The sequence below is a fragment of the Nostoc sp. genome (assembly GCF_036917465.1).
Classification (GTDB): Bacteria; Cyanobacteriota; Cyanobacteriia; order Cyanobacteriales; family Nostocaceae; genus Nostoc.
Genome location: NZ_JBALDL010000041.1, coordinates 1 through 26,733, shown reverse-complemented (window position 1 = coordinate 26,733; position 26,733 = coordinate 1). Strand labels below are relative to the sequence as shown.

23 protein-coding genes and 1 tRNA gene are annotated in these 26,733 nt (G+C 41.4%); 10 read left to right on the top strand and 14 right to left on the bottom strand.

Annotated features, from left to right (window positions below):
- Positions 1-72: 72 nt before the first annotated feature.
- From V7K38_RS08000 to V7K38_RS07940, 13 genes are all read right to left on the bottom strand, one after another.
- Positions 73-867 (bottom strand): GNAT family N-acetyltransferase, encoded by a 795-nt coding sequence (locus V7K38_RS08000; protein WP_334856839.1) that lies wholly within the window; start codon positions 865-867, stop codon positions 73-75.
- Positions 868-1,271: 404 nt separating this feature from the next.
- Complete coding sequence (locus V7K38_RS07995) at positions 1,272-2,192, bottom strand: NAD(+) kinase (RefSeq protein ID WP_334856837.1); 921 nt, start codon at positions 2,190-2,192, stop codon at positions 1,272-1,274.
- Between the two features lie 6 nt (positions 2,193-2,198).
- Positions 2,199-2,504 (bottom strand): NADH-quinone oxidoreductase subunit NuoK, encoded by a 306-nt coding sequence (gene nuoK, locus V7K38_RS07990; protein ID WP_006199065.1) that lies wholly within the window; start codon positions 2,502-2,504, stop codon positions 2,199-2,201.
- A gap of 59 nt (positions 2,505-2,563) precedes the next feature.
- Positions 2,564-3,178, bottom strand: coding sequence for an NADH-quinone oxidoreductase subunit J (locus V7K38_RS07985; RefSeq protein ID WP_334856835.1), 615 nt, complete (start codon positions 3,176-3,178; stop codon positions 2,564-2,566).
- 101 nt (positions 3,179-3,279) lie between these two features.
- Entirely contained in the window at positions 3,280-3,864 is a 585-nt protein-coding gene (gene ndhI, locus V7K38_RS07980) for an NAD(P)H-quinone oxidoreductase subunit I (protein ID WP_334856833.1), read from the bottom strand.
- Between the two features lie 80 nt (positions 3,865-3,944).
- On the bottom strand, positions 3,945-5,063 hold the full coding sequence (nuoH, locus tag V7K38_RS07975) for an NADH-quinone oxidoreductase subunit NuoH (RefSeq protein WP_334856830.1): 1,119 nt from the start codon (positions 5,061-5,063) through the stop codon (positions 3,945-3,947).
- Positions 5,064-5,384: 321 nt separating this feature from the next.
- Positions 5,385-6,521 (bottom strand): citrate synthase, encoded by a 1,137-nt coding sequence (locus V7K38_RS07970; RefSeq protein WP_334856828.1) that lies wholly within the window; start codon positions 6,519-6,521, stop codon positions 5,385-5,387.
- 108 nt (positions 6,522-6,629) lie between these two features.
- Positions 6,630-7,124 (bottom strand): phosphohistidine phosphatase SixA, encoded by a 495-nt coding sequence (sixA, locus tag V7K38_RS07965; RefSeq protein WP_334856826.1) that lies wholly within the window; start codon positions 7,122-7,124, stop codon positions 6,630-6,632.
- Between the two features lie 51 nt (positions 7,125-7,175).
- A complete protein-coding gene (locus V7K38_RS29625) occupies positions 7,176-7,286 on the bottom strand; it encodes a hypothetical protein (RefSeq protein ID WP_442940758.1) in 111 nt (36 codons plus the stop codon).
- 156 nt (positions 7,287-7,442) lie between these two features.
- Positions 7,443-8,504 (bottom strand): hypothetical protein, encoded by a 1,062-nt coding sequence (locus V7K38_RS07955; RefSeq protein ID WP_334856824.1) that lies wholly within the window; start codon positions 8,502-8,504, stop codon positions 7,443-7,445.
- Positions 8,501-8,902 carry a RusA family crossover junction endodeoxyribonuclease gene (locus V7K38_RS07950; protein WP_334856822.1) on the bottom strand — a complete coding sequence of 134 codons (402 nt, stop codon included), beginning with the start codon at positions 8,900-8,902 and terminating at the stop codon, positions 8,501-8,503. Before V7K38_RS07950 ends, V7K38_RS07955 begins: the two co-directional genes overlap by 4 nt.
- Before the next feature lie 351 nt (positions 8,903-9,253).
- Entirely contained in the window at positions 9,254-10,540 is a 1,287-nt protein-coding gene (locus V7K38_RS07945) for a DHH family phosphoesterase (RefSeq protein WP_334856821.1), read from the bottom strand.
- A gap of 654 nt (positions 10,541-11,194) precedes the next feature.
- Complete coding sequence (locus tag V7K38_RS07940) at positions 11,195-11,692, bottom strand: HNH endonuclease (protein WP_334856819.1); 498 nt, start codon at positions 11,690-11,692, stop codon at positions 11,195-11,197.
- Positions 11,693-12,165: 473 nt separating this feature from the next.
- Between V7K38_RS07940 and alr the strand changes: the two genes are divergently transcribed.
- The 3 genes from alr (at position 12,166) to V7K38_RS07925 (ending at position 14,326) form a co-directional block, all read left to right on the top strand.
- Entirely contained in the window at positions 12,166-13,353 is a 1,188-nt protein-coding gene (gene alr / locus V7K38_RS07935; RefSeq protein WP_334856818.1) for an alanine racemase, read from the top strand.
- A 120-nt stretch (positions 13,354-13,473) separates the two neighbouring features.
- Positions 13,474-13,555 (top strand) — tRNA-Leu (locus V7K38_RS07930).
- A gap of 387 nt (positions 13,556-13,942) precedes the next feature.
- Positions 13,943-14,326, top strand: a complete 384-nt coding sequence (locus tag V7K38_RS07925; RefSeq protein WP_334856816.1) for a hypothetical protein — start codon at positions 13,943-13,945, stop codon at positions 14,324-14,326.
- Positions 14,327-14,406: 80 nt separating this feature from the next.
- Here the strand turns inward: V7K38_RS07925 and V7K38_RS07920 are convergent, their stop codons facing one another.
- A complete protein-coding gene (locus V7K38_RS07920) occupies positions 14,407-15,111 on the bottom strand; it encodes an HAD family hydrolase (protein ID WP_334856815.1) in 705 nt (234 codons plus the stop codon).
- Between the two features lie 652 nt (positions 15,112-15,763).
- On the opposite strand from V7K38_RS07920, the gene V7K38_RS07915 reads away from it, so the two are divergent.
- From V7K38_RS07915 to V7K38_RS07885, 7 genes are all read left to right on the top strand, one after another.
- Positions 15,764-16,831 (top strand): response regulator, encoded by a 1,068-nt coding sequence (locus tag V7K38_RS07915; protein WP_334856814.1) that lies wholly within the window; start codon positions 15,764-15,766, stop codon positions 16,829-16,831.
- 66 nt (positions 16,832-16,897) lie between these two features.
- Positions 16,898-17,275 (top strand): response regulator transcription factor, encoded by a 378-nt coding sequence (locus V7K38_RS07910; protein ID WP_334856812.1) that lies wholly within the window; start codon positions 16,898-16,900, stop codon positions 17,273-17,275.
- A gap of 4 nt (positions 17,276-17,279) precedes the next feature.
- Positions 17,280-17,777 carry a chemotaxis protein CheW gene (locus tag V7K38_RS07905; protein WP_334856811.1) on the top strand — a complete coding sequence of 166 codons (498 nt, stop codon included), beginning with the start codon at positions 17,280-17,282 and terminating at the stop codon, positions 17,775-17,777.
- Positions 17,778-17,833: 56 nt separating this feature from the next.
- Complete coding sequence (locus V7K38_RS07900; protein WP_334856809.1) at positions 17,834-20,656, top strand: methyl-accepting chemotaxis protein; 2,823 nt, start codon at positions 17,834-17,836, stop codon at positions 20,654-20,656.
- Between the two features lie 118 nt (positions 20,657-20,774).
- Entirely contained in the window at positions 20,775-23,810 is a 3,036-nt protein-coding gene (locus tag V7K38_RS07895) for a hybrid sensor histidine kinase/response regulator (protein ID WP_334856808.1), read from the top strand.
- Between the two features lie 211 nt (positions 23,811-24,021).
- On the top strand, positions 24,022-24,462 hold the full coding sequence (locus V7K38_RS07890) for a hypothetical protein (RefSeq protein ID WP_334856806.1): 441 nt from the start codon (positions 24,022-24,024) through the stop codon (positions 24,460-24,462).
- Positions 24,463-24,531: 69 nt separating this feature from the next.
- Positions 24,532-26,733, top strand: a 2,202-nt coding sequence (locus tag V7K38_RS07885; protein ID WP_334857079.1) for an NACHT domain-containing protein, incomplete at its 3' end; no start/stop codon positions are given.

The following is a 26,733-nucleotide window of genomic DNA, read 5'->3' as shown; positions in this document are numbered from 1 at the left end:
TTACGAATTAGTAATTATATCTAAGTCTGTTCATTGCACAATCTTAATAGGCATTAGAATTAAAGATAAATTTTACAATATTTGATAACGCCATCTCGCAAAGTCTTTAGTATTAGATATGGTTAAAAAATCAATAGTCTTGAAGTGTCGGTCGATAGCGGGAATACTGCATATTTTAGCTCCAATATTCAAGTATGCCTGCAAAATTTTAGGAATTTCAACATTATATGAATCTGGACAACTCTCAGGCAGTTCTAGACAAGATTGTGAATTTGGATAAACCAAAATACTTGGATGCATCAAACCATTTTGCTGAAAATAATCATAAGTGCAAGTAGCTTTAGAAGGACATTGTGTTAGTAATGATGCACAGCCAAAAAAATATTGATTTTTACTCCAGATAAGATAATTTGCTAGCCCTTTCCATAATAGTAAAAGTGCTTGACTGTTGCGGTATTCTTTAGCTATACATGCACGCCCAACTTCAACTGATGCCTGAAGCACAGAATTGGGAATTGCATTAAGATTAAATATATCGGCAGCATCAAAGCCTAATCTTTGAGAAGCCATTGTATAGGTTTGCATTCGATAAGTTCCAATGGTTTTACCTGTTTGTTTGGAAATCATGATTAAATGATGGCAAACCGCATCAAACTTATCTATATCCATCTGGGTAAAGTTAGAACCAGAAAATCCTAAGCCTAGTTCTAGATTAAAAACTTCAAAGCGCAACCGAAAAATTGATTTTAATTCTTCTTCGGTTGAAGCCAGCCGTAGGGTATATTTTTCAGTTTGAAGGACGGGAAAATCTTCAAGAGGGGGAGGAGAATTCAGTGGGTAATTGATGCTGCGTCCAGAAACTTCCATCTATCTTCCTACTTAGATTTGCGAAAATATCCTACTAGGATTTAGGCACTAAACAAATAGCTCACATTATGCATTAATGTGTCGAAGCGTAATTGAGACACTTTTTGATAAAATAACCTCTAAAGAGCTTTCTTACTCTTTCGGATTAGAGGTAGAGTGCTTTTATTATGGGCATTAATTCCTAAAAAATCTGGCAATAAGATACAAAATTTTCCTTCGATATAGGCTATAGATGCAATTCAAAGAAGAGGACAAGGAAAAAGCCCCCAGATGAATCCAGGGGCTTGGATGGTTTTGGTTGCGACTCCGAACAGCCCGTCGTAGACATCCATCGCATCTGCGATCGCCTAGTTTGGGCGGGTACGCGATCGCAATCTGCGGTAGATGCACTCTAAAATACTTAATTAATTACGGTGATTATTGTTGTAGTGAACCCTTGTACCTGCCCAAAGCAACTTCTCCCGTAGCGTCTGATAGTAGGAATTGTTCTCGCGCAAAATAATAAATTTAGCCCGAGACTCTGCCATCCGCACATCAACGCGGTGTCCCGGCCAAATTGAAGTCCCCAAAACTCCATCTGTCCACAGTTTGGTACTCAAATCGTAATCCCCCAAAGGCCAAATACTCACCACAGAACCAGGGGGTAAAACCAGGGGGCGACTAGAAAGGCTCATTGCACAAATGGGGGTAATGGTAAGCGCCTCCATACCATCGTGCATAATTGGCCCATTAGCAGAAACAGTGTAACCAGTAGAACCTGTGGGAGTGGAAATAATTAACCCATCCCCAACGTACTGATCGACTACCTCACCGTCGATTTCCATTTCTAGAATTGAGGTAATCATTCGGTCAGCAGAGGCGGGTTTGACACAAAATTCATTCAAAGCTAGGTAACGTTCACTCACGGGTTCCAAATTAGACCCGTGACCCTCATACACCGCAGCCTGTAACATCATCCGTCGTTGGATAGCATAGCGATCCTCAAACAGCCGATCCCAAACTTTCTCTGTATCTTGAAACTCTTCTACTGACTCAGTTAAAAACCCCAGATGACCGCCTACATTCACTCCCAGAATTGGGATGCCAGCTGGGGCTAAATGTCTGGCACTGGTTAAAACAGTACCATCGCCACCGAGTACCAAGGCGAGATCGATTGGTTGAGCCGCCGAAGCCAAAAAGACTGGATAGGGGTTGTCTTTCGGCCCACTAGGCCCCATCAACACCTGGCACTCGCGGCTTTCTAGTTGTTTAGCACAGATTTCTGCCCATTCTTTACTCCGGGCATCCCGCGCTTTATAAGCAATGATTACCTGCTTGAGTTGCACGCACAATTACCACTTCAGGAGATTAAACTGCTCCATATCGACGGTATCGCGGTTGCGATAAATGGCCAGCACGATCGCTAAACCTACCGCCGCCTCGGCCGCGGCCACGGTAATCACAAATACTGTGAAAACCTGACCCTTAATTAATGTTGAGTCGAGGAAGTTGGAAAATGCCATTAAATTCAGATTAACAGCATTGAGCAGTAATTCAATTGACATCAGCACCCGTACAGCGTTGCGGCTGGTAATTAAACCGTAGATGCCGATGCAAAATAAAGCTGCTGCTAGTAATAAAAAGTATTGGAGTTGCATGAATCTGGGTATCCCTCCTGAAAAATCTGGCTATTTATCTGCGAATGAAGCCGCAAATATTACTCTTTTGTTTCGCTGGTTGTTGATACCAGTTCTCTGGGGCGTTCTTGCAAAGTCAAAACAGTTTGCCGCAGATCGGATGGTGTCAGTTGATCTGGCAAATATTCACGACGTGCCAAAATAATTGCTCCTACCATCGCTATCAGTAGCAAAATGGAAGCCAGTTCAAAAGGTAGTAAAAAGTCAGTGAAGAAATGCTCTCCAATCAAAACTATAGAGCTTGTACCACCTGCTACAGGAGCAGTTGAGTAAGCCCAAGGAGTAGCCAGCACCATCGTACTTAAAAGACCGAACAATCCTACACTGACTATACCTGTTAGTACTTTCCGCACCCAAGAGTTGGGAAATGCTACAAAATCCTCGCGCTTGTTCACCAACATAATGGCAAACAAAATCAACACGTTAACCGCCCCAACGTAAATCAGTATTTGTGCAGCTGCAACAAAATCAGCATTTAGCAACAGGTAGATTCCCGCTATGCTGATGAACACACCCCCCAGCAAAAAGGCAGAATAGACGATGTTGGAGAACAGTACCACACCAATGGCCGCCCCAATCATCATCACGCCCAGTATGCCAAGCGATACTAACTGTACTCCTTCTGCTAGATTCACTGTTTTTTGTCCTTAGTCATTGGTCATTGGTCACTGGTCACTGGTCATTGATTGGTCATTGGTCATTAGTCATTGGTCAAATAACAATGGACAAATGACATTTATTTTTCTGTTTGTTCTACCATGTCTTCTGGACGCGCACCTGCACGTGGCGCATCTGCGGGTAGTCCGTGGGGTTCGAGGACACCCTTGGGTAGATAAACTAGTTCGCGCAGTGGTGTAACCATTGGATCATCTGTTACCTTATAAGGCAGACGACCTAGCGCTACGCTGTCATAGTTCAATTCATGGCGATCGTAAGTGGCAAGCTCATACTCTTCTGTCATGGATAGACAGTTAGTGGGGCAAAATTCCACACAATTACCGCAAAAGATACAAACTCCAAAGTCGATGCTGTAGTGGTTGAGTTTTTTCTTTTTGCTAGCTTTGTCGTATTCCCAATCGACTACAGGTAGATTAATTGGACAAACGCGAACGCAAACTTCGCAAGCGATGCACTTATCAAATTCAAAGTGAATTCGACCGCGAAATCGTTCGCCAGGAATCAGTTTTTCGTAAGGGTACTGTACGGTAATCGGTCGCCGCCGCATGTGGTCGAAGGTGACAGAAAGCCCCTGACCAATGTAACGCGCAGCTTGTACCGTTTCTTTGGCGTAATCACCAACTTGTTTTAGGAACTTGAGCATTTTGTGTCTCTCTCTTTTCAATTTTGGATTTTGGATTTTAGATTTCAGACTTAATCTAAAATCTAAAATCTAAAATTGCTTTACCCGCCAAAAGCGAAGGGAAAGGCTAGTTTCAGGGCGGCGGTTAATAGAAGATTAACCAAGCCAACTGGTAACAAAAACTTCCATCCTAAATCTAACAGTTGGTCAATCCTTACGCGTGGCACTGTCCAGCGCAACAGGATGGCGACAAACACTAGTAAATAGGCTTTGAAGACAGTCATTATAATTCCCAAAGCAGCAGTTACTATCTGGAACACGGGATTTAGTTCACTGACTCCCAACCAACCAGCGATGAGGTTGAGGGGAATAGGAAAATCCCAACCGCCCAGGTAGAGAATTGCTACTAGTAAGGAAGAAAGGATTAAGTTAACGTAGGAACCCAGGTAGAACAGACCGAATTTCATCCCTGAATATTCAGTTTGATAACCTGCGACTATTTCTTCTTCCGCTTCGGGTAAGTCAAAGGGTAATCGTTCGCATTCAGCTAGGGCGGCTATCCAAAAGATCAGAAAACCAACTGGTTGTCGCCAAATGTTCCAGCCTAGAATGCCGTAGCCAGATTGCTGATTGACAATATCAACAGTGTCGAGACTATTAGACATCATAGCGATCGCTAACACCGCCAATGCCAAAGGAATTTCATAACTAATAGATTGCGCTGCTGCCCGCAAGCCCCCTAAGAGGGAGTATTTGTTATTAGATGCGTAGCCAGCCATCAGCAAGCCAATGGGTTGAATACTTGACAAGGCAATCCACAAGAATACGCCCATGCCCACATTGCTAATAACGATATGCTGCCCAAAGGGAACGATCAGGAACGACAGAAACACCGGAATTACAACAATAATTGGGCCGAGGGTAAACAGCCAGGGGTCAGACTTGGCTGGTACTATATCTTCTTTAAATACCAGCTTCAGACCATCAGCTACAGGCACTAGCAACCCAAAAGGCCCCTGGTATTCTGGCCCAATTCGCTGCTGTGCGGAGGCGGAAATTTTCCGTTCTAGCCAAGTAGCAACTAATACCCCCACTGTTGCCCCAATCAGCATCAGTATCATTGGCAGGGGCATCCAAATCGCTTTGGCTGTGCCTGCTGGTAAACCTAAATCCCGGAGGGATTCAATAAAAGTTCCTTGGAGGTCAATTCCTGAGTTCATGTTTCCGCTCTTTAAGACATCGAGTCATGGTGAGTTACAACTATTAGTTAAATTAATACCTGTAAATTCACCCATTTTTAATTTTTTTCCAGATGATGCTTGATTGAAGATTTGTCGCTAATTCCCATGCCTAGTATATCCTTGGATGGTTTTAGCCCTCTGAAGCGATATGAGAACTTCTACTTATGGTTGGCATTGGGATTGGCTATTAAGGAGATGGGGGAGCAGGGAGTAGGGGCAGGGAGCAGGAAGCAGGGGAAGATGAGGGGGAAGAATTAATAACCAATGCCCAATTCCCAATTCCCAATCCCCAATCCCGAATTACCTTTTGTCAATTGGAGTATAAGTCACTTCGTGATGACCGTTATAAACCTGGGTAGGACGGAAAATCCGGTTTTCTGCTAGTTGTTCTTTCCAGTGGGCTAACCAACCGGCAACGCGAGCGATCGCAAATATTGGCGTAAACAAGTCTGTAGGAATCCCCATTTTCCTATACACCAAACCTGAATAAAAGTCAATATTTGGATAAATCCCCTTGCTACCGAGTTTTTCCTCTACCACGTGTTCCATCTCTTGAGCAATGTCGTAGAACTTGTCATGGCCAAACTTCTCAAACAGTTGCTCTGCTAGAGTTTGTAAAATTATGGCTCGTGGGTCTTTCACTTTATACACACGATGTCCAAAGCCCATAATCTTAGATTTAGTTTCCAGACAATGCTCTATGTAGGGACGGACATTTTCTACAGAGCCAATTTTCTCCAACATCTGAATTACTTCTTCATTGGCTCCACCATGCAAAGGCCCACCCAAAGTTCCGACGGCACTAGCAACCACAGCGTAAGGATCGGTTAAGGTAGAAGCTGTCACCCTAGCACTGAAGGTAGAAGCATTCATTGTATGCTCGACTTGAAGTATCAAGCAGATATCAAAAATCCGCGCCATCAGAGGATCGGGTTCTCGCTCATCAAGCATGTATAGAAAGTTGGCGGAGTAATCTAAGTCATCACGGGGACGTACTGGATCGTTGCCTTTTCGCATCAGTTGAAACGCCGCCACCATCGTCGGAATGGTTGCTATCAGGCGCACCACCGAATCTCGAATATAGACAGGATTATGTAAATCCCGGAGTGAATAAAACAAGCCTAAAGCCGCAGCAGAGGCTTGCAAGGCATCCATTGGGTGGCCGCTTTCTGGAAAGCATTTCATCATGTCCCGAATGCGGTATTTTATCCGCCGATGGTAACGAACTTCATGCTCAAATGCTTCCAGTTGTTCCTTGCTTGGCAGTTCGCCCCAAATCAAGAGATAAGCAGTTTCCAGGAATGTACTTTTTTCTGCTAGTTCCTCAATTCGGATGCCACGATATTCTAGTATTCCTTTTTGCCCATCAACATAGCTGATACTTGATTGAGCGGCGGGAATGCCTTCTAAACCAGGCTTGTATTCGCACACCATCATGGCACCACCATTTGTTTTTTGAAATATCTGATCAAGCTAACTTACCAGAAATTTATTGTCGCCATAACAGTAGCCGTTCTAACAACAATCGAAAATGTTGAAAAACTGTTATAGCAGGTACTTGGGTGGTGTCAACCAAAACATCTGACTCCGACCCAGAGGAGAACCTGTTTCTGGTAGTTTTATCCCAATCATACCTGCTTTTTTCAAGACTAAGCTTTCTTTGACTTCTCCCCACAGGAGAATTTCTGCCCAATTGCTTAAACCAGGTTCGTGTCCAACCAGCGCCAGTTGGGTATTTTCGGAATAATTTCTCGGTTCTAACCAGTCTTTAAGCCAACTAGAAATTTCACCATCTGGGGCGAGGTGGCTAGATTCCTCTAACTTGGTGCTTAGTTTTTCTGCTATAAGGATTTCAGCCGTTTGGCAGGCCCGCACTAAGGGGCTGGTGAGAATTAAATCAAAGCTTAAACCCAATTTAACAAGTTTCTGGGCAACTTTCTCTGTTTTTTGCCTTCCTTCTTTGGTAAGGCTGCGTTCCTCATCTTTGATGCCTAATCCCTTGTCTTCGGCGATGCCATGACGAATTAAGTATAGTTCCATACTTTGTATTATGAGTTATCAGTTAAGCTGCTCGTAGGCAATGTTAGAGCGCTATCCACCATTTAGCAATCTGTCATATCCTGGATGTGACCCAATCCAAAACCATACAAAATTATCATCTTCTTTTACAGCAAGCGCCCGATAATGTATACCAATACGCACTGACCAAAACTGACCAACTTTAACTTTTTTTTTTGAAATGCAATGATGGATATTTGGGATCTTCCTGAAGAAAATCGTAACATCGGTCAGCAAGCTCTTGGATATCAATTGGTAACTGGCGATAGTAATACCAAAAATCTGGGGTTGCTCGATGTTTCACAGATCAGTACAACGCCCTTCTCGAAGATGTTTGAGTGCTTTCTCTGCTAATGCATCTAACCGGCCATCGGTTGCATCTTTTTCAATCTGTTTATCCCAGGCTGCTGCATCGAATTCCGCAAACCAGGTACGAAAAGCAGCCAGATCCTCTGGTGAAAGTTGACTAATAGCGAATTTGACGTTTATAACCTGCTCGTCGTCTAATTCCTTCTTTAGTTTTTTCTCACTTATCTCATTTATTAAATCTATAGTTAGTTCTAGTGAGATGAGATTGCTCTTCTGAACTATTAAATTTCTCCATAATTCTTGTCGTTTATCCAAGGCTGCTGCATCAAATTCCGCAAACCAGGCACGAAAAGTAGCTAGATCCTCTGATGAAAGTTGACTAATAGCGAGTTTTACTTTCCATTCCGCTAACAATTCACGAACCAAATTGTCAAAATTATGCACAACTGACAAAGTTAGGTTTTCAATATATCCGTGAGCAAGACGATTACGAACTTCAAAACAAGCTTGAGCAAGGTCAAATTGAGAGATTGATAACTCTCCCAAAGAGTACAGATGTCTTAGTAATCCTATGACTGGGAAACGCTCAATAGGAATTGACACATCAATTGCTCGCTTTCTTAAAGCCCCCTCAAAAATACTCCACATATAAAGAAAAGTAGGTTCAATTGCATCATTTTCAATAAGCTTATGTGCTTGGAAAAACCGATCGGTTAGCTCTTGCCATGAAGGAAGTTGTTCCGATATTCCAGGTAATGACTTAGCTTCTATATCTTCCAGACTTACCAATAAAAAATGCCAACCTGGATGCATATTAACTTCTTCTGCTAAGGCCTGTAAACGCTCCACAGAAATTCGGCTGAAGCTGGTTCTTATTTCGATTACTAAACCTGAGTTATTCTTAGTAGCAATCATATCTGGCTGATAGTTATCCAAATTAAAGGGTAATTCATCCGTTTTTGGTTTAATCAAAACTTGAAATCCTTCACTAACATACTTATCTGCCAGAGATTTTATTTTTTCATTAAGGAGATTTTTAGTATTGTTAATCATAAGTATTTTTCCAGTGTTTGAGATTCGCTCACTTTTACATAAACACACTCTTTACCTAGAATAACAGCACTCTGTAACAAGGAAGGTAGACTTTTAATATCAATCGGGTCAGACAGAAACCGACGATGACTATCTACATCTGATATTAAGCTATCATCTTCAAAAACTAAGTCTACAAGTGCATCTTGAATTGGCTTGATAATGTTATCAATATCAGCCGGAAACTCATCACAAATATAAACTAACGTCAACTGTATATCGCCTTTTGTAATGGGACTTTTATCTTTCCAAACCTTTTGGGCTTCAACGCGCACAAAATTCTTCCATGCCTGAAGATTTTCCCTTTTCTTTGTCTGTAACGAAACAGGCCGTCTTGGAATGAGAAATTCAAAAGGCATTATTCGCATTCCAAGTGCATATCTTGATAATTAGTTAACAAACTTACAATAATTTTCACAACTGACTCCTTATTTCTTGGGCATATTTATATATATACAACATAGTTATTCGTTACCGTTGGGATAAAAGTCTAAGTCTAAAATCTCATCTACAGAAAAGGGACAGACGATACAAATAACATTAGGCATTCACTAAACCCTCAATCAGTTCAGCCCCTATGAAAACATACTTCCCGACTTTTATAAAAAGTCGGGAAGTATGTTTATCACCAATGACTTAGGGATGTTATCTGACCAAACACTTTGACTGCTGCATGAGTTAGGAGTTTTCCGCATCTCCTTAATCTCCGTCTACTCCGACTGAATGGGGTTGTCTCTAGGGTTAACCAACCTCAGCAGTTTTTGCTTAATTTGAGTGTCGAATACTTCCCATTTCATTTTCGCATAAGCGGAATTTTCGTTGCTGCCAGATAAGAAACCCATCGGAATTTCAAAGCCGCCTGCGCTTGTCCTTCCACCACCGAAAAAGCGCCCGGCACTATCTTGTCCAAAGGCTTCTTTGATGAATTCATCAGGGTCAAGGGTAAGTTTGCTAGTTCTCAGGGAGCCAATGACTATTTCTAATTCTTCATCTTCATCATGAACAATGCCGTAAACTACGGCGGTGTGGACGTTTTCTTCGGTGACGAGAAAATCAGCCGCTTGGGGGATGGCATCGCGGTCTTCGTAGCGTAAGTAACCTACACCAGCAATGGAAAAGTTATTTTGGACGATGCGATTTTTGAGCGATCGCTCGATCACATCCATTACCCGCTTGGAACGGTTCGCCTGTAAAATAGCATTTAGCAGTTGAGCATCATAAAATCGGCTTAAATACGCAGCTGCCATAAAGTCTTCTTCTTGTGCTTGCATCAATCGATTTGTATCCGATCGCAAGCCGTGCATCAAGGCAGTTGCACATTTAACGTGTTGATTTATGCTGCTATCTAATGCCAATAACCCTGTTTGGAGATATTGAGTAAAAATTGTTGCCGTCGCTCTTACGTAAGGACGGATATCTTCAAACTCTGAGTGGAGATCGCCTTGGATACTGTGATGGTCTATGAGTACCACTAAGGGAATTCTCGCGTGCTGCACTGCTGAAAGTAGCTGCGAAGTGGTTCCCTGGTTATCAATTAACACAAAACCTTGATAACAGGATAAATCTTTGGTTCTCAAGGTTTGCGGTGTACAGCGTTGGATAGGTAGATTAGTCAATCTCACCAAGGCAATATTTTCTTGATGGCTCAATGCGCCTGCATAAATGATTTCGCATTTGATATCATATTGCTGGGCAATTAACTGGTAAGCCCAGGCACAAGAAAGCGCATCCGGGTCAGGGAAATCTTGCAGAATTACCAATTGGCGATCGTGTCGGTGTGCCAAAAGAGTTTTTTGCAGTTCTTCTGACTTTTGTTGTGCCAGAGAATTACTACGGTTACTGAGAAATATAGCTCCTTCACCTACCGATGGCGGTAATGATGGACTTTTAAATGCAACTTCCACTGGCGCTTTCTCGATTTCAGGTTCCTCTGGGCTTGGCTCTGCTGTGGTCAATGACAAACTCTCAAACTGAGTAACGGAAGAATTCAAATACATAGGGAACTTTTTTTAAAGTGTGAGGCTCCTTTAATTCAGAAATACTAAGATCGGTAATTCACTGAATTTAGCCACATTATTTTGATCTTCGCAAAAATATCAAGACATTGCACTATACATCTAAGTATATTTTTTGTCAGTAACAGTGCTTGACATCAACTAAATTCTACTAGAGGGTGTATGAGTGCTAAAAGCAAGGAAGTCTTATATATCGGGCTGGATCTGGCAGCATAAATCTGTTTGAGGAGATTTTTTCTTCTTCTGTAAATTGAATCAGTAGGATTTTTATCTTACTTTGGGTCTACTTCTATCTTATACTTTTGGGTTAGTCCTTGATATTTAAAATATTCTTATGCTCAATAATCTCATTATTGTGACTATTGAGCAATTAACAATTACTTTTGGTTAACAACGCCTGTTTGTATCCCCTTTGAAATTCTGATAATTCAGAGAGGATGGAGAGCAAAAGGGAAACCTCATACACAAGTGTAGAAGATTGAGCGTTAATTAATTGCACCTGTCTACAAGACGCGATCGCTTCGTTGCAGCTCATACTAGCCAGCAATTCCTTAACACCCTACAACTAAAGTCGTTTAGTGTATCCCAAACCAAGAAGATATTTCTTCTTTCTGCTCTGCTCCTTTATATTTTTGCTCAAAGACCTATAACATACTTTTGCCACTCTGTATGCAGTCCACTCTTAAGATGTTTACTGACCTCGAAATAGAGGCTGCTATAAGGTTGCCGGGGAGGATGGCGTAAAGGCATGTGAGCTTCATTGGGAGTGCGACTGCCTTTTTTAACATTACAACGGACACAAGCTGTCACAATGTTCTCCCAGGTATCGCCCCCGCCGCGCGATCGCGGTATTACATGGTCTAAGGTCAACTCATCCCCTGTGTAACCACAGTATTGACAGGCATGACCGTCACGGTGCAAGATATTTCGGCGAGTTAGAGGAATTTCTTTATAAGGAACGCGCACGTAATGACGTAACCGGATCACGGTCGGCAATGGAAAATCCGAGTACAAGAATTTACCATTGTGTTCTACGTGTTCTGCTTTGCCTTTGATTAACAGAACAACAGCACGTCGCCAACTCGTTATATTGAGAGGTTCGTAAGATGCGTTTAAGACTAAAACCTTCCCCATGTATCTGCGCTCAGGGTGTTAGCTTTACATAAATGTTAACACAAATACACCCTGCTAGAGAGATGAGAATAAATTATACTTTCCGTATAATTCGGCAATTAAGTTATGAGTCAGGAGAGACGCGATTAATCGGGTCTGTACAGTAGTTAGAATGGAACGACTGCTTCTAACATTAGCGAGTCTGCAAGCGTCTGGCTTTGCCAAAATCAAGGGCAAACAAAACTTTTCAATCCAAGGGACACGTTCAGGCAACGTCCTGCACTTAATAAAAAATAACAAAGAGTTCCAGAAAGTTTTCGCTTAAGTCCTAAACTCCTCACTCACAACTCCTAACTCTTAGTTTACTACCGCAATATCTTGTATCAATTCCAATATGAAGGTTAAACTTCCTATTTAATCTGATCTCGCTTTTAGGAGCGTGTATAGATAGATAACTTGAAAGTTTAGCCGTAGTGGGATAGGAGTCAGTACAAATGTTAAGTCGCAAAGAAATCCCTGGTGTAGTTCCTAATCAGCAGTGCGATCCCTACGCGTGGTTTTCGCAACGAGCTTGGGTAGAAATTGATTTAGGGGCGTTGTCGTATAACGTACAGCAATTGGTGCAGTTTTTATCGCCGCGTACTCAGTTGATGGCAGTAGTAAAAGCTGATGCTTATGGACATGGAGCGGTAACAGTTGCCCAAACTGTAATTCAATCGGGAGCTAGTTGGCTGGGAGTCGCTACAGTTCCAGAAGCTATTCAATTGCGAGAAGGCGGGATTGAAGCGCCCATTTTGATTTTAGGAGCAACTAATACACCAGAACAGATTCATGCGATCGCACATTGGAATCTTCAGCCCACACTCTGTAGCCCTAAACAAGCTTTGGTATTTTCCGATATCCTGGAATCCATGAATCATAGTTCTCCAGTGCCTGTACACATCAAATTAGATACGGGAATGTCTAGGTTGGGAACTAATTGGCAGCAAGCTGGGGAATTTGTGCAGTTAGTGCAGCGCTTACCACATCTGTCTATTGCCAGTATTTATTCTCATTTGGCAACAGCAGACGATCCTGATACTACGGCAATGGAAGAACAGCATAGACGATTTGAGTCAGCGATCGCCCAAATCAGAGTAATGGGAATTGAAGTGCCATGCTTGCACTTGGCAAACTCAGCAGCCGCACTGACAGATCGGGCATTGCATTACGATATTGTACGAGTAGGTTTAGCTGTTTACGGACTTTACCCAGCACCGCATTTACAAAATGCGATTGACCTCAAGCCCGTTTTGCAACTTAAAGCACGAGTCACCCAAGTTAAAACAATTGCCAAAGGAACTGCTGTCAGCTACGGGCATAAATTTGTAGCCCCGCGCGAACTTCGCCTCGCTGTCGTGGGAATTGGCTATGCTGACGGCGTTCCTCGCAGTCTTTCTAATAAAATGCAGGCGTTAGTTCGCGGTCAGCGAGTTTCGCAAATCGGGACAATTACAATGGATCAGTTGATGCTGGATGTGAGTGCTATACCGAATATCCAAGAAGGGGAAGTGGTCACTTTGCTAGGGGAACAGGGAAAAGAAGAAATTTCAGCAGACGATTGGGCAGAACAATTAAATACTATTTCATGGGAAATTCTCTGTGGCTTTAAGCATCGTCTGCCTCGCGTTGCAGTTATGTAATTGGGCATTGGGCATTGGGCATTGGGCATTGAGCATTGAGCATTGAGCATTGAGCATTATGATTCTGCTCGTTTGCCCTATTCCCAAAAATAATTTCTTGTGGTAATATAGTAAACTGATGCGGATATGGCGGAATTGGCAGACGCGCTAGATTTAGGTTCTAGTTCCGAAAGGAGTGAAGGTTCAAGTCCTTTTATCCGCACTTATAATTTTGCGATCGATCATTTATTGGGTAATATCAAACTTCAAGACAATCATCTGTTGTGGTAATTGTTGCCATATCTCATCCTTGACGTTTTTTCTTTAGAGGAAACTTCAGGCTGTGGCTGGGCTTTGTCATTTGCTGTAGCACTGCACTGTGGGGGCATTTGCCACAAGGCTAAAGACTAACTTCAAGGGAGCAAAATGTTCTGTACACGGATTTTCAGTTATATAAAGTTTTGAATAATCATCTCTAATATAGAAATCCGATTTGAGTCTTGCTAGGCATAGTAGAGTATAACCCATGTCAGGTAAGGTTTCAGGCGTTATAAATTTTCAGAAATAAAATATAAATCCTAATATTAGTTACAAAAGTAACTATCTCAACATGACTTTGTATACAGGCGTATGCCTGATTATTCGGATTACATTGAGAATGTACAAATCAAGTAATGCAAGGCGCATTAAAGAATATATGAACCGCTTTAAATCTATTGTTCTTGGAAGCTTATTAGCAGTTGCTTCAATTGCTGCTGTTTCTCAAAATGCTAATGCTGCTGAATTTAAATCCGATCGCGATCGTTTTAATCATGATACTGTAGCTTTTAATAACAGTAAATTCCAACACGAACGTCAAGTCCGCGAACAACGCGCTCGTGAATTACGGGAACGCCAAGCTCGTGAACGACGCGCTCGTGAATTACGGGAACGCCAAGCTCGTGAACATCATGCTCGTGAATTGCGTGAACGTCAAGCGAGAATGCACCGCTAAAAAATAAATTCTAACTCACTCATATTACGTTAGGAGAGTATTGCTACTCTCCTTTTTTTATGTGCAAAAACCTGCTTAAATTAATGCCCAAATTCAACTAAATCTGAGGTGATGAGTTTTTCAATTAGTTCTATAACACCATCACCCCGACTACCATTAGTCACAAAATCCACACGCTCTTTGAGCGTCGGTAAAGCATTGGCAGCTGCTACTGAATAACCACAAATACTCAGGAAATCAAGGTCATTTTCTGCATCGCCAATCCCGACTACATTTTGAGGTGATAACTGCATCTCATCCAAGGCGGCGGCTAACCCTGTGGCTTTATTAATTCCTGACGGTAGCACCATCACCGCACCTTTATTCAATATGACTTGTAATTCTAATCCCATCTTGCGGATAGTTTCTAAAACTATGGTTTCTTGGGGATGCCAAGTGGCGACAATGACACGGCCAACTGACAGGGACTTGACTTGGCGATCGCGCAATGCCTTAATAAATTCTGCTGGTGGTTGCGAACCTAATAATTTCTGTTCGCGGGTAGCTGGTGAGTACAGCAAAGCGCCGTTTTCTGCTACTACATAATCAAATAAATCTACTTGTACAAAAACTTGCAGCAATTCATCTAGCCGTCTACCTGTCACCAAGATAAGCTTGTAACCAGAATTCCGCAGACGCGAAAGTGCCGCCAAAGTCTTTTGATTTACATGATTGTCAGTTGCTAGTGTACCGTCGTAGTCAGTGGCCAATACAGAATAACGCATAAAGCCAGTAAATAAAGACACGGAGCATTCAGCAATTATACATCTAATGCTTAATCTAGAGATGTGGCAAGCGCACTAACACTACATCCACAGTACGAATAAACTGGCGATCGCGCAAATCTTTTGAAAAACCAGAAAAATTCACCTGGAGACTTGATTAATTTCACGCCTTTTTCTAGTTTTGTCATTAGCTATTCTAAATTGTGTTTTATTTTTATCAAAAAAATCAGTATTATCCCTGTAGTCACAACGGGGTTACTTAATGGAGAGTGGCTTTATTTAGTACTGATATGCTTAAAGACTTGATTTAATTTAAGTGTAAATACATAAGTTTGAATATATTGATTTAAGAAAATCAGTATTATTCCTGTGGTCAGATTGGGGTTACTCAATGGAAAGTGGCTTCATCTAGTCTTGACATTTTTATGTCTTATTCTCCAAAGATGTCTGTAAATCTCAGTAACAGGAAGTAAATTAATAATAATTTACCAATTTGCTGAGATTTGATCGTTTGAAAATAACGCTATTTTCGTTGAGTTTCACACAAACCCTAAATATTAACTGATGTATTTTAATATACAAAAGTTTTATGCTTTTTACTTGATTTTAATTGTGTGATAACTCTATACGAATTTAGTTTACACGGATCGAATTTAGCTGAAGTAAAAGCAAAATGAGCACAACTCCTATAGGTAGCTACAGGTTGTTCCAGAAACTACATCCGCTATCTCTGTTGGCACAATTAACTAGTCGGCGTGCTACAGGGTGCTTAAGCATATTTACTGGAATAGTTTCTTGGTCACTTTATCTAGAGGACGGTAAACTTACTTATGCCTCCTATTCAGATAAACTGTTTGAGCGGCTTGATAGTCACTTACGACGCTTAAGCCAACAAATTCCCGCTCTCAACAGCGCCACTCGCGTGCAGATGCGACTGATGTTTGAGACAAAGAATGAACATCAATCAATACCTAATGCGGATTACCAAGCTATTTGTTGGTTAGTAAATCAGGATTATATTACCACTGTGCAAGCAGCAATTCTGATAGATGAATTAGCAAAAGAAGTACTGGAATCATTTTTATGCTTAAAAGAAGGTAGCTATGAATTCAGTCCGGAAAGCTCTTTGGATGAACTACCAAAGTTCTGTCGCCTGGATTTACGGTTACTTGTTGAACACTGTCAAAAGCAGTTACGAAATCGGCAGAATATCCAGTCATCAATTCCGGCTGGTGCGGGTTCTCAAGTTTTGTCTAAAATACAACCGTCTCAAGTTCAGCCACAACTACAAATAAAACTTGGGCAAAAGTTGCCGATACCAATCAATTTTGATATTCCTGAAAATAATAAAACTACTCAGCCAACTGTTGGCAAAAAACTATATACAATTGCCTGCATTGATGATAGCCAAACAGTTTTGAATTCTATCAAACACTTTTTGGATGAAAACGCATTTTCAGTTGTAACTATCAATGATCCGGTGAAGGCTCTAATGCAAATTCTTCGGAGTAAGCCCGATCTGATTTTGCTAGATGTTGAGATGCCAAGTTTAGATGGTTATGAGCTATGTTCCTTATTACGAAAACATTCAACTTTCAAACATACACCTATCATTATGGTAACAGGGAGAACAGGATTTATCGACAGGGCAAAGGCAAAAATGGTCAGATCGTCAGGATATTTAACTAAGCCTTTTACACAATCAGAATTGCTAAAAATGGTTTTTAAGCATCTTGATTGATTAAAACAAGGCAAATAAAAATAACAAAGCTAATATGTTTAATTTATTTTTTTAGGAGATTTAATAGTGAGCCTAACTTTGCTTGGCACAATTCTGATTGTAGAAGATTCTCCCAGTGAACTGGAGTTAATGAGCCATTATCTGAAAGAGAGTGGTTACAACGTAATTAAAGCAAGTGGTGCAAAAGAGGGTTTAGAAAAAGCTGTGTTAGAAAAGCCAGATGCGATCGTTACTGATGTAGTAATGCCAGAAATGAGCGGATTTGAATTGTGTCGTTCTCTGAGAAAAAATCCAATTACTGCAAAAGTACCGATTGTTATTTGTAGTTCCAAAAATCAAGAAATTGACCGTTTATGGGCGATGAGACAAGGTGCAGATGCCTACATAACTAAACCTTATACGCGGGAACATCTCTTACGTACTATTAAATCAGTGGTAATTTAAATCAATGACTAGTCTAAACATTACACTTCCTTTAAAATCAACTCAAAATAATTTAGCAGCCGGTTATCTAAAGTTTCAACTAAATCAACAGACTGCTGCTGTTTTATCAATGAAACATACGCAAGAAGCAATTATTGTGCCTATTGAATCCGTAACGTCAATGCCTAATATGCCTACCTGCATATTAGGATTAATGAATTGGCGGAGTCGGATAATTTGGGTAGTTGATTTGCCAAGAATGCTGAATTTAGAATCTCTAGATTATCGACTGCGGCACTACAGTGCGATCGTTATCCAAGTGGAATCATTGGTGTTGGGTTTAGTTGTGCAAGAAATCAAAGGTACAACTAAGTTCATTCCTGATGATATTCAATCGCCTATAGGACAAGTGGCATCCAGTTTAGTTCCTTATTTATGTGGCTGTGTTGTCCAGCAAGAAGAAATATTGCTGGTATTAGATGCACAGGCAATTGGGCAGTCTTCTATTCTCCGCAGTGAGTAGGGTGTACTACTAAAAATTTTAGTGTTCTTATTCACATAGTTAGGAGAATTACTTTTATGTTTAATAAAACTAATGCAAATCAAGGTAGTAGCGCTCAAAATCGAGCATCACTGATTTCATCCCAAAAAATAACTGGTAGTGCCATCAAATTGCCAACTAAAAATAGTAATGAAACGGCTAATAATTCTTCGCTAAATCAAGCTTTTGCCTCTTTTAAAAAGCTTGGGTTGGCTAAGAAAGCGACTATTTTAGCGATCGCAATCGCTACAATACCAGTATTGGGCATCGGTGCGATCGCTTTTACTTTTGCCAATAAGTCCATTACTAAGCAAATTACCCAGTCTCAACAAGCTGAAGCCACTGGTTTAAGTGATAAAATTAACCGCTTCATGTTGGGACGCTACGCAGATATTCAAGTGATATCAAGTTTGCCTTTTTTGACAAGTTCCCAAGGTAGTATCAGCAATTTACAAAAGCAAGCAGTCCTAGATCGAGTTGTTGAAGCCTACAAAGCTTATGATAGCGTTGCTGTTTTCGATCGCCAAGGTAATTTGATTGTCCAATCCACAGGCGAACCCCTGGATAACCAAAAAGACTTTACCTACTTTCAAGAGGCTTTACAAAAAGATACTCCTGTCATCAGTAAACCGGAAGCAGCAAAAAATACTGGTGTAGTGAATATTTATATAGCCGCACCTGTGAAAGACACAAGGAAAGGCCAAACTATTGGCATAGTAAGAGCGCGGATGCCCGTAAAATCTTTACAAGAAGTAATCAAGAACTACGTAGCCAATGGACAACAATACTATTTACTTGATGCTTCAGGAAGAGTTTTCTTGAGTCCCCAAAAGGAATTATTAGGGAAAGAGGCAAAGCAAGAGTATGCTAATTTACCTAAACTGCTGACAGCAAACAAGGTAGATAGTTTTATAGATGTTCCCAAAACTGACAAAAAACCAGAATTAGTCAGCTACGTACCAGCCAGTAGGCTAGACGGCTTACCAGATTTAAACTGGCAAGTACTTTTATCTACAGATACAGCAATTGTATTTGAGCCACAAAGACAATTGTTGTGGACTATAGCCATCGGTACAGCACTGACAGCATTAATTGTGGGTGCGATCGCATCTTGGTTAGCTAAACTGACTACACTGCCAATTCTCACTGCAACTGCGGCATTAGCAAAGCTTGGTCAAGGTAAATTCAATACCCGTGTGGAAATCGAAAGTGAAGACGAATTAGGGGTATTGAGTGCAAATATCAACCTTATGGCCGAACAATTGCAGGTTTTAGTTAAGGAACAAGAAGTAAACGTTGAAGGAGCAAAATTACTAGCAGATATTACCCTACGAATTCGGAAAAGTCTCAAAACTGAAGATATTTATCACGCAGCAGTGAAAGAAGTTGAGCAAGTGCTAAAAACAGACAGGGTAATCATTTATGATCTGAATGCAGATAATCGGGATGGCGTTGTCGTTGCGGAATCGGTAACTGGTAATTGGCCGGAAATGCTCGGAGTGAAAATCGACGATCCTTATTTTCGAGAACGTTATCTAGAAACTTATCGTGATGGACAGGTGCAAGTAGTTGCAAATATTCATCAAGACCAAAGTCTGAAAAATGCTAACAGTTACATTCAATTTTTGGAAAAATTTGCTGTCAAAGGTAATTTGGTCGTACCAATTCTTGCCCAAGAGCAACTTTTAGGCTTATTAATTGCTCATCATTGCGAAACTGTGCGTGTTTGGCAACAACCGGAAATTGACTTGTTTCAACAGATAGCGACTCAAGTTGGTTACGCCTTAGAACAAGCGAAGTTATTAGAAGAGATAGAACAAGTTAGGAATGTCGCAGTTATCGGTTCTGACGACGAACGGCATCAAAAAGAAACACTGCAACAGCAACTTTTAGAACTGCTCAACGATGTAGAAGGTGCAGCCAGAGGTGACTTGACTGTGCGTGCAGACGTGACGGCTGGAGAAATAGGAACTGTTGCCGACTTTTTCAACTCCATTGTCGAAAGCCTCCGGGATATTGTTACCCAAGTTCAACAAGCCGCCACCCATGTTAATACTGCCATTGGCTCTAACGAAGGAGCCATCCGCCACTTAGCAGAAGAAGCGCTTACCCAAGCTGCCGAAATCAACCGCACCCTCGATGCTGTTGACCAAATGACCCAATCCATGAAAGCTGTAGCCGAAAGTGCCGAAAAAGCTGCTTTCGTTGCTAATCATGCCGCCCACACTGCTACCAAGAGTGGACACGCGATGGATTTAACAGTCCAAAATATCCTGTCTTTGCGGGAAACTGTGGGTGAAACTGCTAAAAAAGTGAAACGTCTGGGAGAATCTTCACAACAAATTTCTCGTGTGGTGTCCTTGATTAACCAAATCGCTATTCAAACTAACTTGCTTGCAATTAACGCCGGCATTGAAGCAGCGCGTGCAGGTGAAGAAGGTCAAGGTTTTGCCGTAGTTGCTGAAGAAGTTGGCGAACTAGCAGTTAGGAGTGCCGCAGCAACCCAAGAAATTGAACAAATTGTTGAAAATATCCAACGAGAAACCAGTGAAGTGGTGCTAGCGATGGAAATAGGCACTACTCAAGTAGTGGAAGGAACTCGAATTGTGGAGGAGGCTAAACAAAGTCTGAGTGAAATTTTGGATGTCTCAGTTCAAATTGACTCCTTAGTGCAGTCGATTTCCACTGCAACTGCATCTCAGGTTGAAACATCGCAAAGTGTTAGCCAATTGATGAAAGATATTGCTGCTATATCACAACGCACCAGCGATTCTTCTCATCAAGTTTCCCAATCTCTGCAACAAACTGTAGAAATTTCCCAGCAGTTGCAAGAGACTGTAGAGGCTTTCAAAGTTAGTTAAGTTTGTCATTTGTCATTTGTCCTTTGCTAGTGACCAATGACGAATGATTTTTGTTATTTTTCCGTTGTCTTTTGTCTTTTTAATAATGACCAATGACTAATAACTAAGGACAAAAACCATGTTACAAGACAAAGAATTGGAAATCCAGATGCAGTTTCTGGAAGAAGCAACTGATTACTTAAATACGTTAGAAGGTGTGTTGCTGGAAATCGATACTAGTAACCGTATCGATTTAGATAAAATCAATGCTGCACTCCGCGCCGCTCATTCTATTAAAGGTGGTGCAGGGATGATGGGATTTAAATCGCTAAGTCATTTATCTCACCGTTTAGAAGATTCCTTCAAAGTTTTAAAAACTAAAAAAAATTCTCTAGAAATTGACACCCAGTTGCAAAGTTTATTGCTATCTGGAGTTGATTGGCTGCGGCAGATTGTCGAATTGCTTGCAGAAGGAAATGTGGTTGAAGATGCGTGGTTAGCAACCTTTTGTTACCCAGTTTTTGATGAGTTGCACGATCGCTTGGGCGATCCCACCCCAGAGGATGCCTCATCCATGCTATCCCCGGAGGATGGGCAAGACGTTATCCCCTTGCTATTTGCCACAGAAGTAGAAGAGTGTTTGCAGCGTCTAGAATCTTTGTTGGCAGATAGCCAACAGCCCGGTTTGCATGAAGAAGTTGTGATTATGGCGGCTGAATTGGGCGGTTTGGGTGAAATGCTCCAGTTGGTAGCTTTTAGCAAGCTTTGTGAGTCAGTAACGCAGCAATTGGAAACGGCTAGCAGCGATCGCATTCCCGAAATAGCCCAGTTAGCATTGCAAGCATGGCGGCGATCGCAAGCTTTGGTGCTGACAAATCAATTAGATAACTTACCTACAGAACTTGACTTTGGTAGTTATACGCAATCACCACTACTATTACCAGCAGCAGCAGAAATATCACAGCTTCCTGCCGCAGATACAGATATCGTCGATACAGAAGTTGTGCCTACATCTGTTTGGCAACCAGAAAACATTAGAGAAAATTGGACTAATCATGAAGCGTTGGCGCAGCCCACCGCAGGTATCGCTGCTAATTTTACATTTGTAGATGCAGAATTTGCAGATGATGCTAATGCTATCAATGTCACTGAGCAAAATACAATATTCACTAGAGAAAATAATTCTCTCGATGCTAAATATAGCGAAGGTAAAGGAGAGTCAAATGGTGTTATTAAAGATCGGGAAATTCATGAAAATAGCGTTCGAGTTCCCAGTAAACAACTAGAACAAATTAATGATTTGTTTGGCGAACTGATTGTTCAACGAAATGGCTTAAACTCGCAACTAGAAAGGTTACGCAAACTGGTTCGTAACCTGAACCAGCGAGTACAAGTTCTCGACCGGGAAAATCAGGATTTACGTGTAGCTTATGGCAAAATTTCTACTCCAGTGCGATCGCCATCTGAAAATAGCGACCAAACACAAGGTGTAGACACAGAATTTGATGCCTTAGAAATGGATCGATATAACGATTTAAACCTGCGATCGCAGGAAGTTATGGAAACCATTGTTCAGGTACAGGAAGTTACAACTGATGTGCAACTCAGTGTAGATGATACAGATCAAATTGCTCGTAAAATTAACAAAACATCCAAACAGTTACAGACAAAGCTAAATCACATCAGGATGCGGCCGATATCCGATTTGACCGAACGTTTTCCTAGAGCTTTGCGCGATTTAAATGTAGAGTATGGAAAAAATGTCCAGTTAAAAATTGAAGGTGGCAACACTTTAATTGAACGCAGCATTTTAGAAACATTAAACGAACCTTTAATGCATCTCTTAAGGAATGCTTTCGATCATGGTATCGAAGACTCTGGTACTCGTCGCCTTTTGGGTAAACCAGAACAAGGATTAATTGAAATTACAGCTAGTCACCGCAGTAATCGCACCCTAATTACCATCCGAGATGATGGTTGGGGCATTTCTCTAGAGAAAATTCGCACCCGCGCTTTAGCTATGGGATTGGATGCTTCTTTACTCGCAAATGCTAGTGATGAAGAACTATTATCACTAATTTTTGAACCAGGTTTTACTACCTCCGAACAAGTTACAGCATTATCTGGTCGCGGTGTCGGCATGGATGTAGTTCGTAACAACCTCAAACTAATTCGAGGAGATGTGAAAGTTGATACGGAACCAGGAGTTGGGACTACTTTCACCCTATCATTACCATTTACACTTTCCGTTGCCCGAGTTCTGCTGGTAGAAATCAACAAAATGCTGTTGGCATTTCCTACAGATGTCATTTCAGAAATATCTTTACTCCAAGATGAGCGAGTTTTCCAAATGGCAGGTAGCGAAGTTCTCAATTGGCAAGGAAGTATGTTGCCACTGATTCGCCTAACTCGTTATTTAGAGTTTAATTGTCTGCGCTACGATACTTCAGAATTAGATACTCCGGCAGCAATTAATGCTAACAGCGTGTTAGTAGTCAAAGGGAATAATCAGCCAGTAGCAATCCAAATAGATCGTTGCTGGGGCGAACAAGAAGTTGCTATTCGCCAAGTTGAGGGAAATATACCTTTACCCGAAGGCTTCAGCAACTGCACAATTCTCGGTGATGGTCGAGTAGTGCCGCTAGTTAATGTTAATGAATTGTTGTATTGGATTGCTACAAATCGGCGGACTTCCAAAGGTACTCAATTACCATCAGCAAGGTTAAAAACACCATTTTTGATATTTGATGAAAATAAAATATCCGCCGCATCTGTTAAGCAGAAAGGTACAATATTAATTGTGGATGACTCGATTAATGTCCGCCGATTTTTAGCTTTGACTCTTGAAAAGGGAGGTTATCAAGTAGAACAAGCAAAAGATGGTCAAGATGCTTTAGAAAAACTCCATAGTGGATTAAGAGTTGAAGCGGTAATTTGTGATATTGAAATGCCTCGCCTAGATGGATATGGCTTTTTAGGTAAGGTTAATTCAGATGTTGATACAAAAAATATTCCAGTTGCGATGCTGACTTCTCGTAGCAGCAATAAACATCGACAACTAGCTATGCAATTGGGAGCGCGGGCTTACTTTGCTAAACCTTATAACGAGCAAGAATTACTCCAAACGCTGGAGGAGATAATTCGTAATGTGGCAGAAAAGGCAGCTTCCAATTAATAATTCATAATTAGGTTTCATATATTTCGTAGGGTGCGTTATGCCAATGGCTAACGTACCGATTATTTTATAGTGCCTTGGCGATTAGAAATCACGGCTACATAAGACTTTACCCGCCTGCGCGGGTTAAAAAAGTGGGTTATATCAGTAATAATCGCCCAGCTTTTGCGTAATACTATTTGTATTATTTAATTTAATTTGTAGTGAATTTATGGTAACTGTAACACTTACGGCTGTTGCTACTGCGATCGCAACTACGCTTTGGACTAAAGCACAGGAAAAAATCGGCGAAAACATTGGTGGTGCTTTATGGACGGCTCCTGGTAAGTTAATCGGATTACTCCGCCAGAAGAATAAATCGCCATTACTCACCAGTGCTGTTGCGGGAAATGAACCGCAGCGATTAGATTATGGTCAAGCAGTGCTGGAACTGAAAGCAGCAGCAGACGCAGATCCAGAAATTGCTCAAGCTGTTGTGGAAGTGGAAGCAGCAGCAAAAGCAGAACCAAAACTTACTCAAAAAATTGAAGAAATAGAAAATACTCTCAAGTCTCAACAGCCAACTATTCAAAATCTGACGCAGCTAGCAGAAAAAATTGGGGTTGTAAATCAAGGACAGATAAATAACCAAACTAATAACTTCAACTTTTGACTACAGTCGTCTCAAGGGGAGCATGGGACAAAGTTAACTCCCGATCGCTGGCGTGAAGTCTGCCGTGAAATACTTGCAGAACGGCGAAAGTTAACTACAAACCCTCTGACATCAACTGAAGGGGTCGCCCTACAAGTTGATGATGTTTATGTACCACTGGGATTAGTTGAGCGCAAAAAAGTATCGAAGCGTCAAGGTGATGTTTCTCCAGAACAGGGTTCAGAACTGTACAAAGAGACAGAAATCACCAAAACATTTGAGCATGATGCTTTTCTCGAACAAGTTCTCAAAAAGAAGAACACGCCTAAAAGTCAAGGTAAGCAAATTGCAATCATTGGCGAACCAGGTGCAGGAAAGACAACACTTTTACAGCAAATTGCTGATTGGGTATCTCGTGAGATTAACCAGTCAATTGTGATTTGGGTATCTTTAGCAGATTTGCGAGAGAAGGAACTAAAAACTTATCTGTTGGAGACTTGGTTAACTCAGGTTGCTGAGAAAACAGGTAAAACTGAAGCCACTAAGCAACTTAAGGATGATTTTGTTGCTCTGTTTAATCAAAATAATGTGTGGCTGCTGCTAGATGGGTTAGATGAAATGTCCGCATCTAATCCTCTAACAGAAATTGCCCAACAATTCCGTGAAGTAGGGTTAATTTCTCAAGCGCGAATTGTGCTGACTTGTCGGGTTAATCTGTGGGATGGCAGCATTAATGCACTTGATGATTTTGATACCTATCGCAGTTTAGATTTTTCTTATCCACAACAGGTAGAGAAATTTATTGCCAAATGGTTCGTTGCTATTCCCGAAACTGGGAAGCAGTTATGTACTGCGTTGAAAGAATCAGGTAAAGAACGGATTCAGGATTTAGTGAAAAATCCTCTTCGGTTGACGCTGCTGTGCTTGAATTGGCAATCAGGAGATGGCAAGTTACTGGATACTCAAGCGGGACTCTATCAGCAATTTGTTGATGACTTCTACAAGTGGAAAAAAGAGGAATTTGCTACAAACTCTCACCAGCGTCAGCAACTCAATATCAAATTGGGGGAATTGGCTAAAGCAGCAATAGACAAAGAAGCAACTCGTTTTCGCTTGGGGCAGGATTTTGTTAATCAGTTATTGGGAGATGTTGATGATGACAATTCGCTTTTGAAGTTGGCACTAAATCGCGGCTGGCTGAACTGTGTAGGGATAGATACAAATAGAAACCCTGTTTACGCTTTCTTTCATGCCTCATTTCAAGAGTACTTTGCTGCTAAAGCAATTGATGACTGGCATTTTTTTCTCAAGCACGTTCCTAAAAATCCCTGTCAAGGAACTTATCGCATCTTTGAACCGCAATGGAAGCAAACAATATTACTTTGGTTAGGGCGAGAAGAAGAAAACCTCAAACAGCAAAAGCAAGAGTTTATTAATGCTTTAGTTAATTTTAAAGATGGATGTCGAAAATTTTATGAATATCGCGCCTATTTTTTAGCCGCCGCAGGAATTGCAGAGTTTAGAGAATATTTTAAAGCAGATGAAAAAGCAGATGAAATAGTAACACAAATTGTCAAGTGGACAATTCATAGCCAGAGTTCAATCAAAGACGAAGCTAGATCAGCACTGCAACAAACAGACCGCAAAAAAGCGATCGCCGCCTTGGTGAAACTCCTGGAATCAACAACTGTGGATGACTCCACCCGTTGGCGGACGGCAGATAGCTTAGGGGAAATCGGCACTGGCAATAAAGATGCGATCGCAGCCTTAGTGCAACTGCTGCAATCAACTACTGTGGATGACTTCACCCGTTGGCAGGCAGCAGAAAGCTTAGGCAAAATCGACCCTGGCAATGAATTTGCGATCGCAGCCTTAGTACAACTGCTGCAATCAACTACTATGGATGACTCCACCCGTTGGCATGCAACATCAAGCTTAGGGAAAATCGACCCTGGCAATGAATTTGCGATCGCAGCCTTAGTGCAATTGCTGCAATCAACTACTGTGGATGACTTCACCCGTTGGCAGGCAACATCAAGCTTAGGGAAAATCGGCACAGCCAACAAAATTGCGATCGCAGCCTTAGTGCAACTGCTGCAATCAACTACTATGGATGACTCCACCCGTTGGCATGCAGCAGAAAGCTTAGGGGAAATCGACCCTGGCAATGAATTTGCGATCGCAGCCTTAGTGCAACTGCTGCAATCAACTACTGTGGATGACTTCACCCGTTGGCAGGCAACATCAAGCTTAGGGAAAATCGGCACAGCCAACAAAATTGCGATCGCAGCC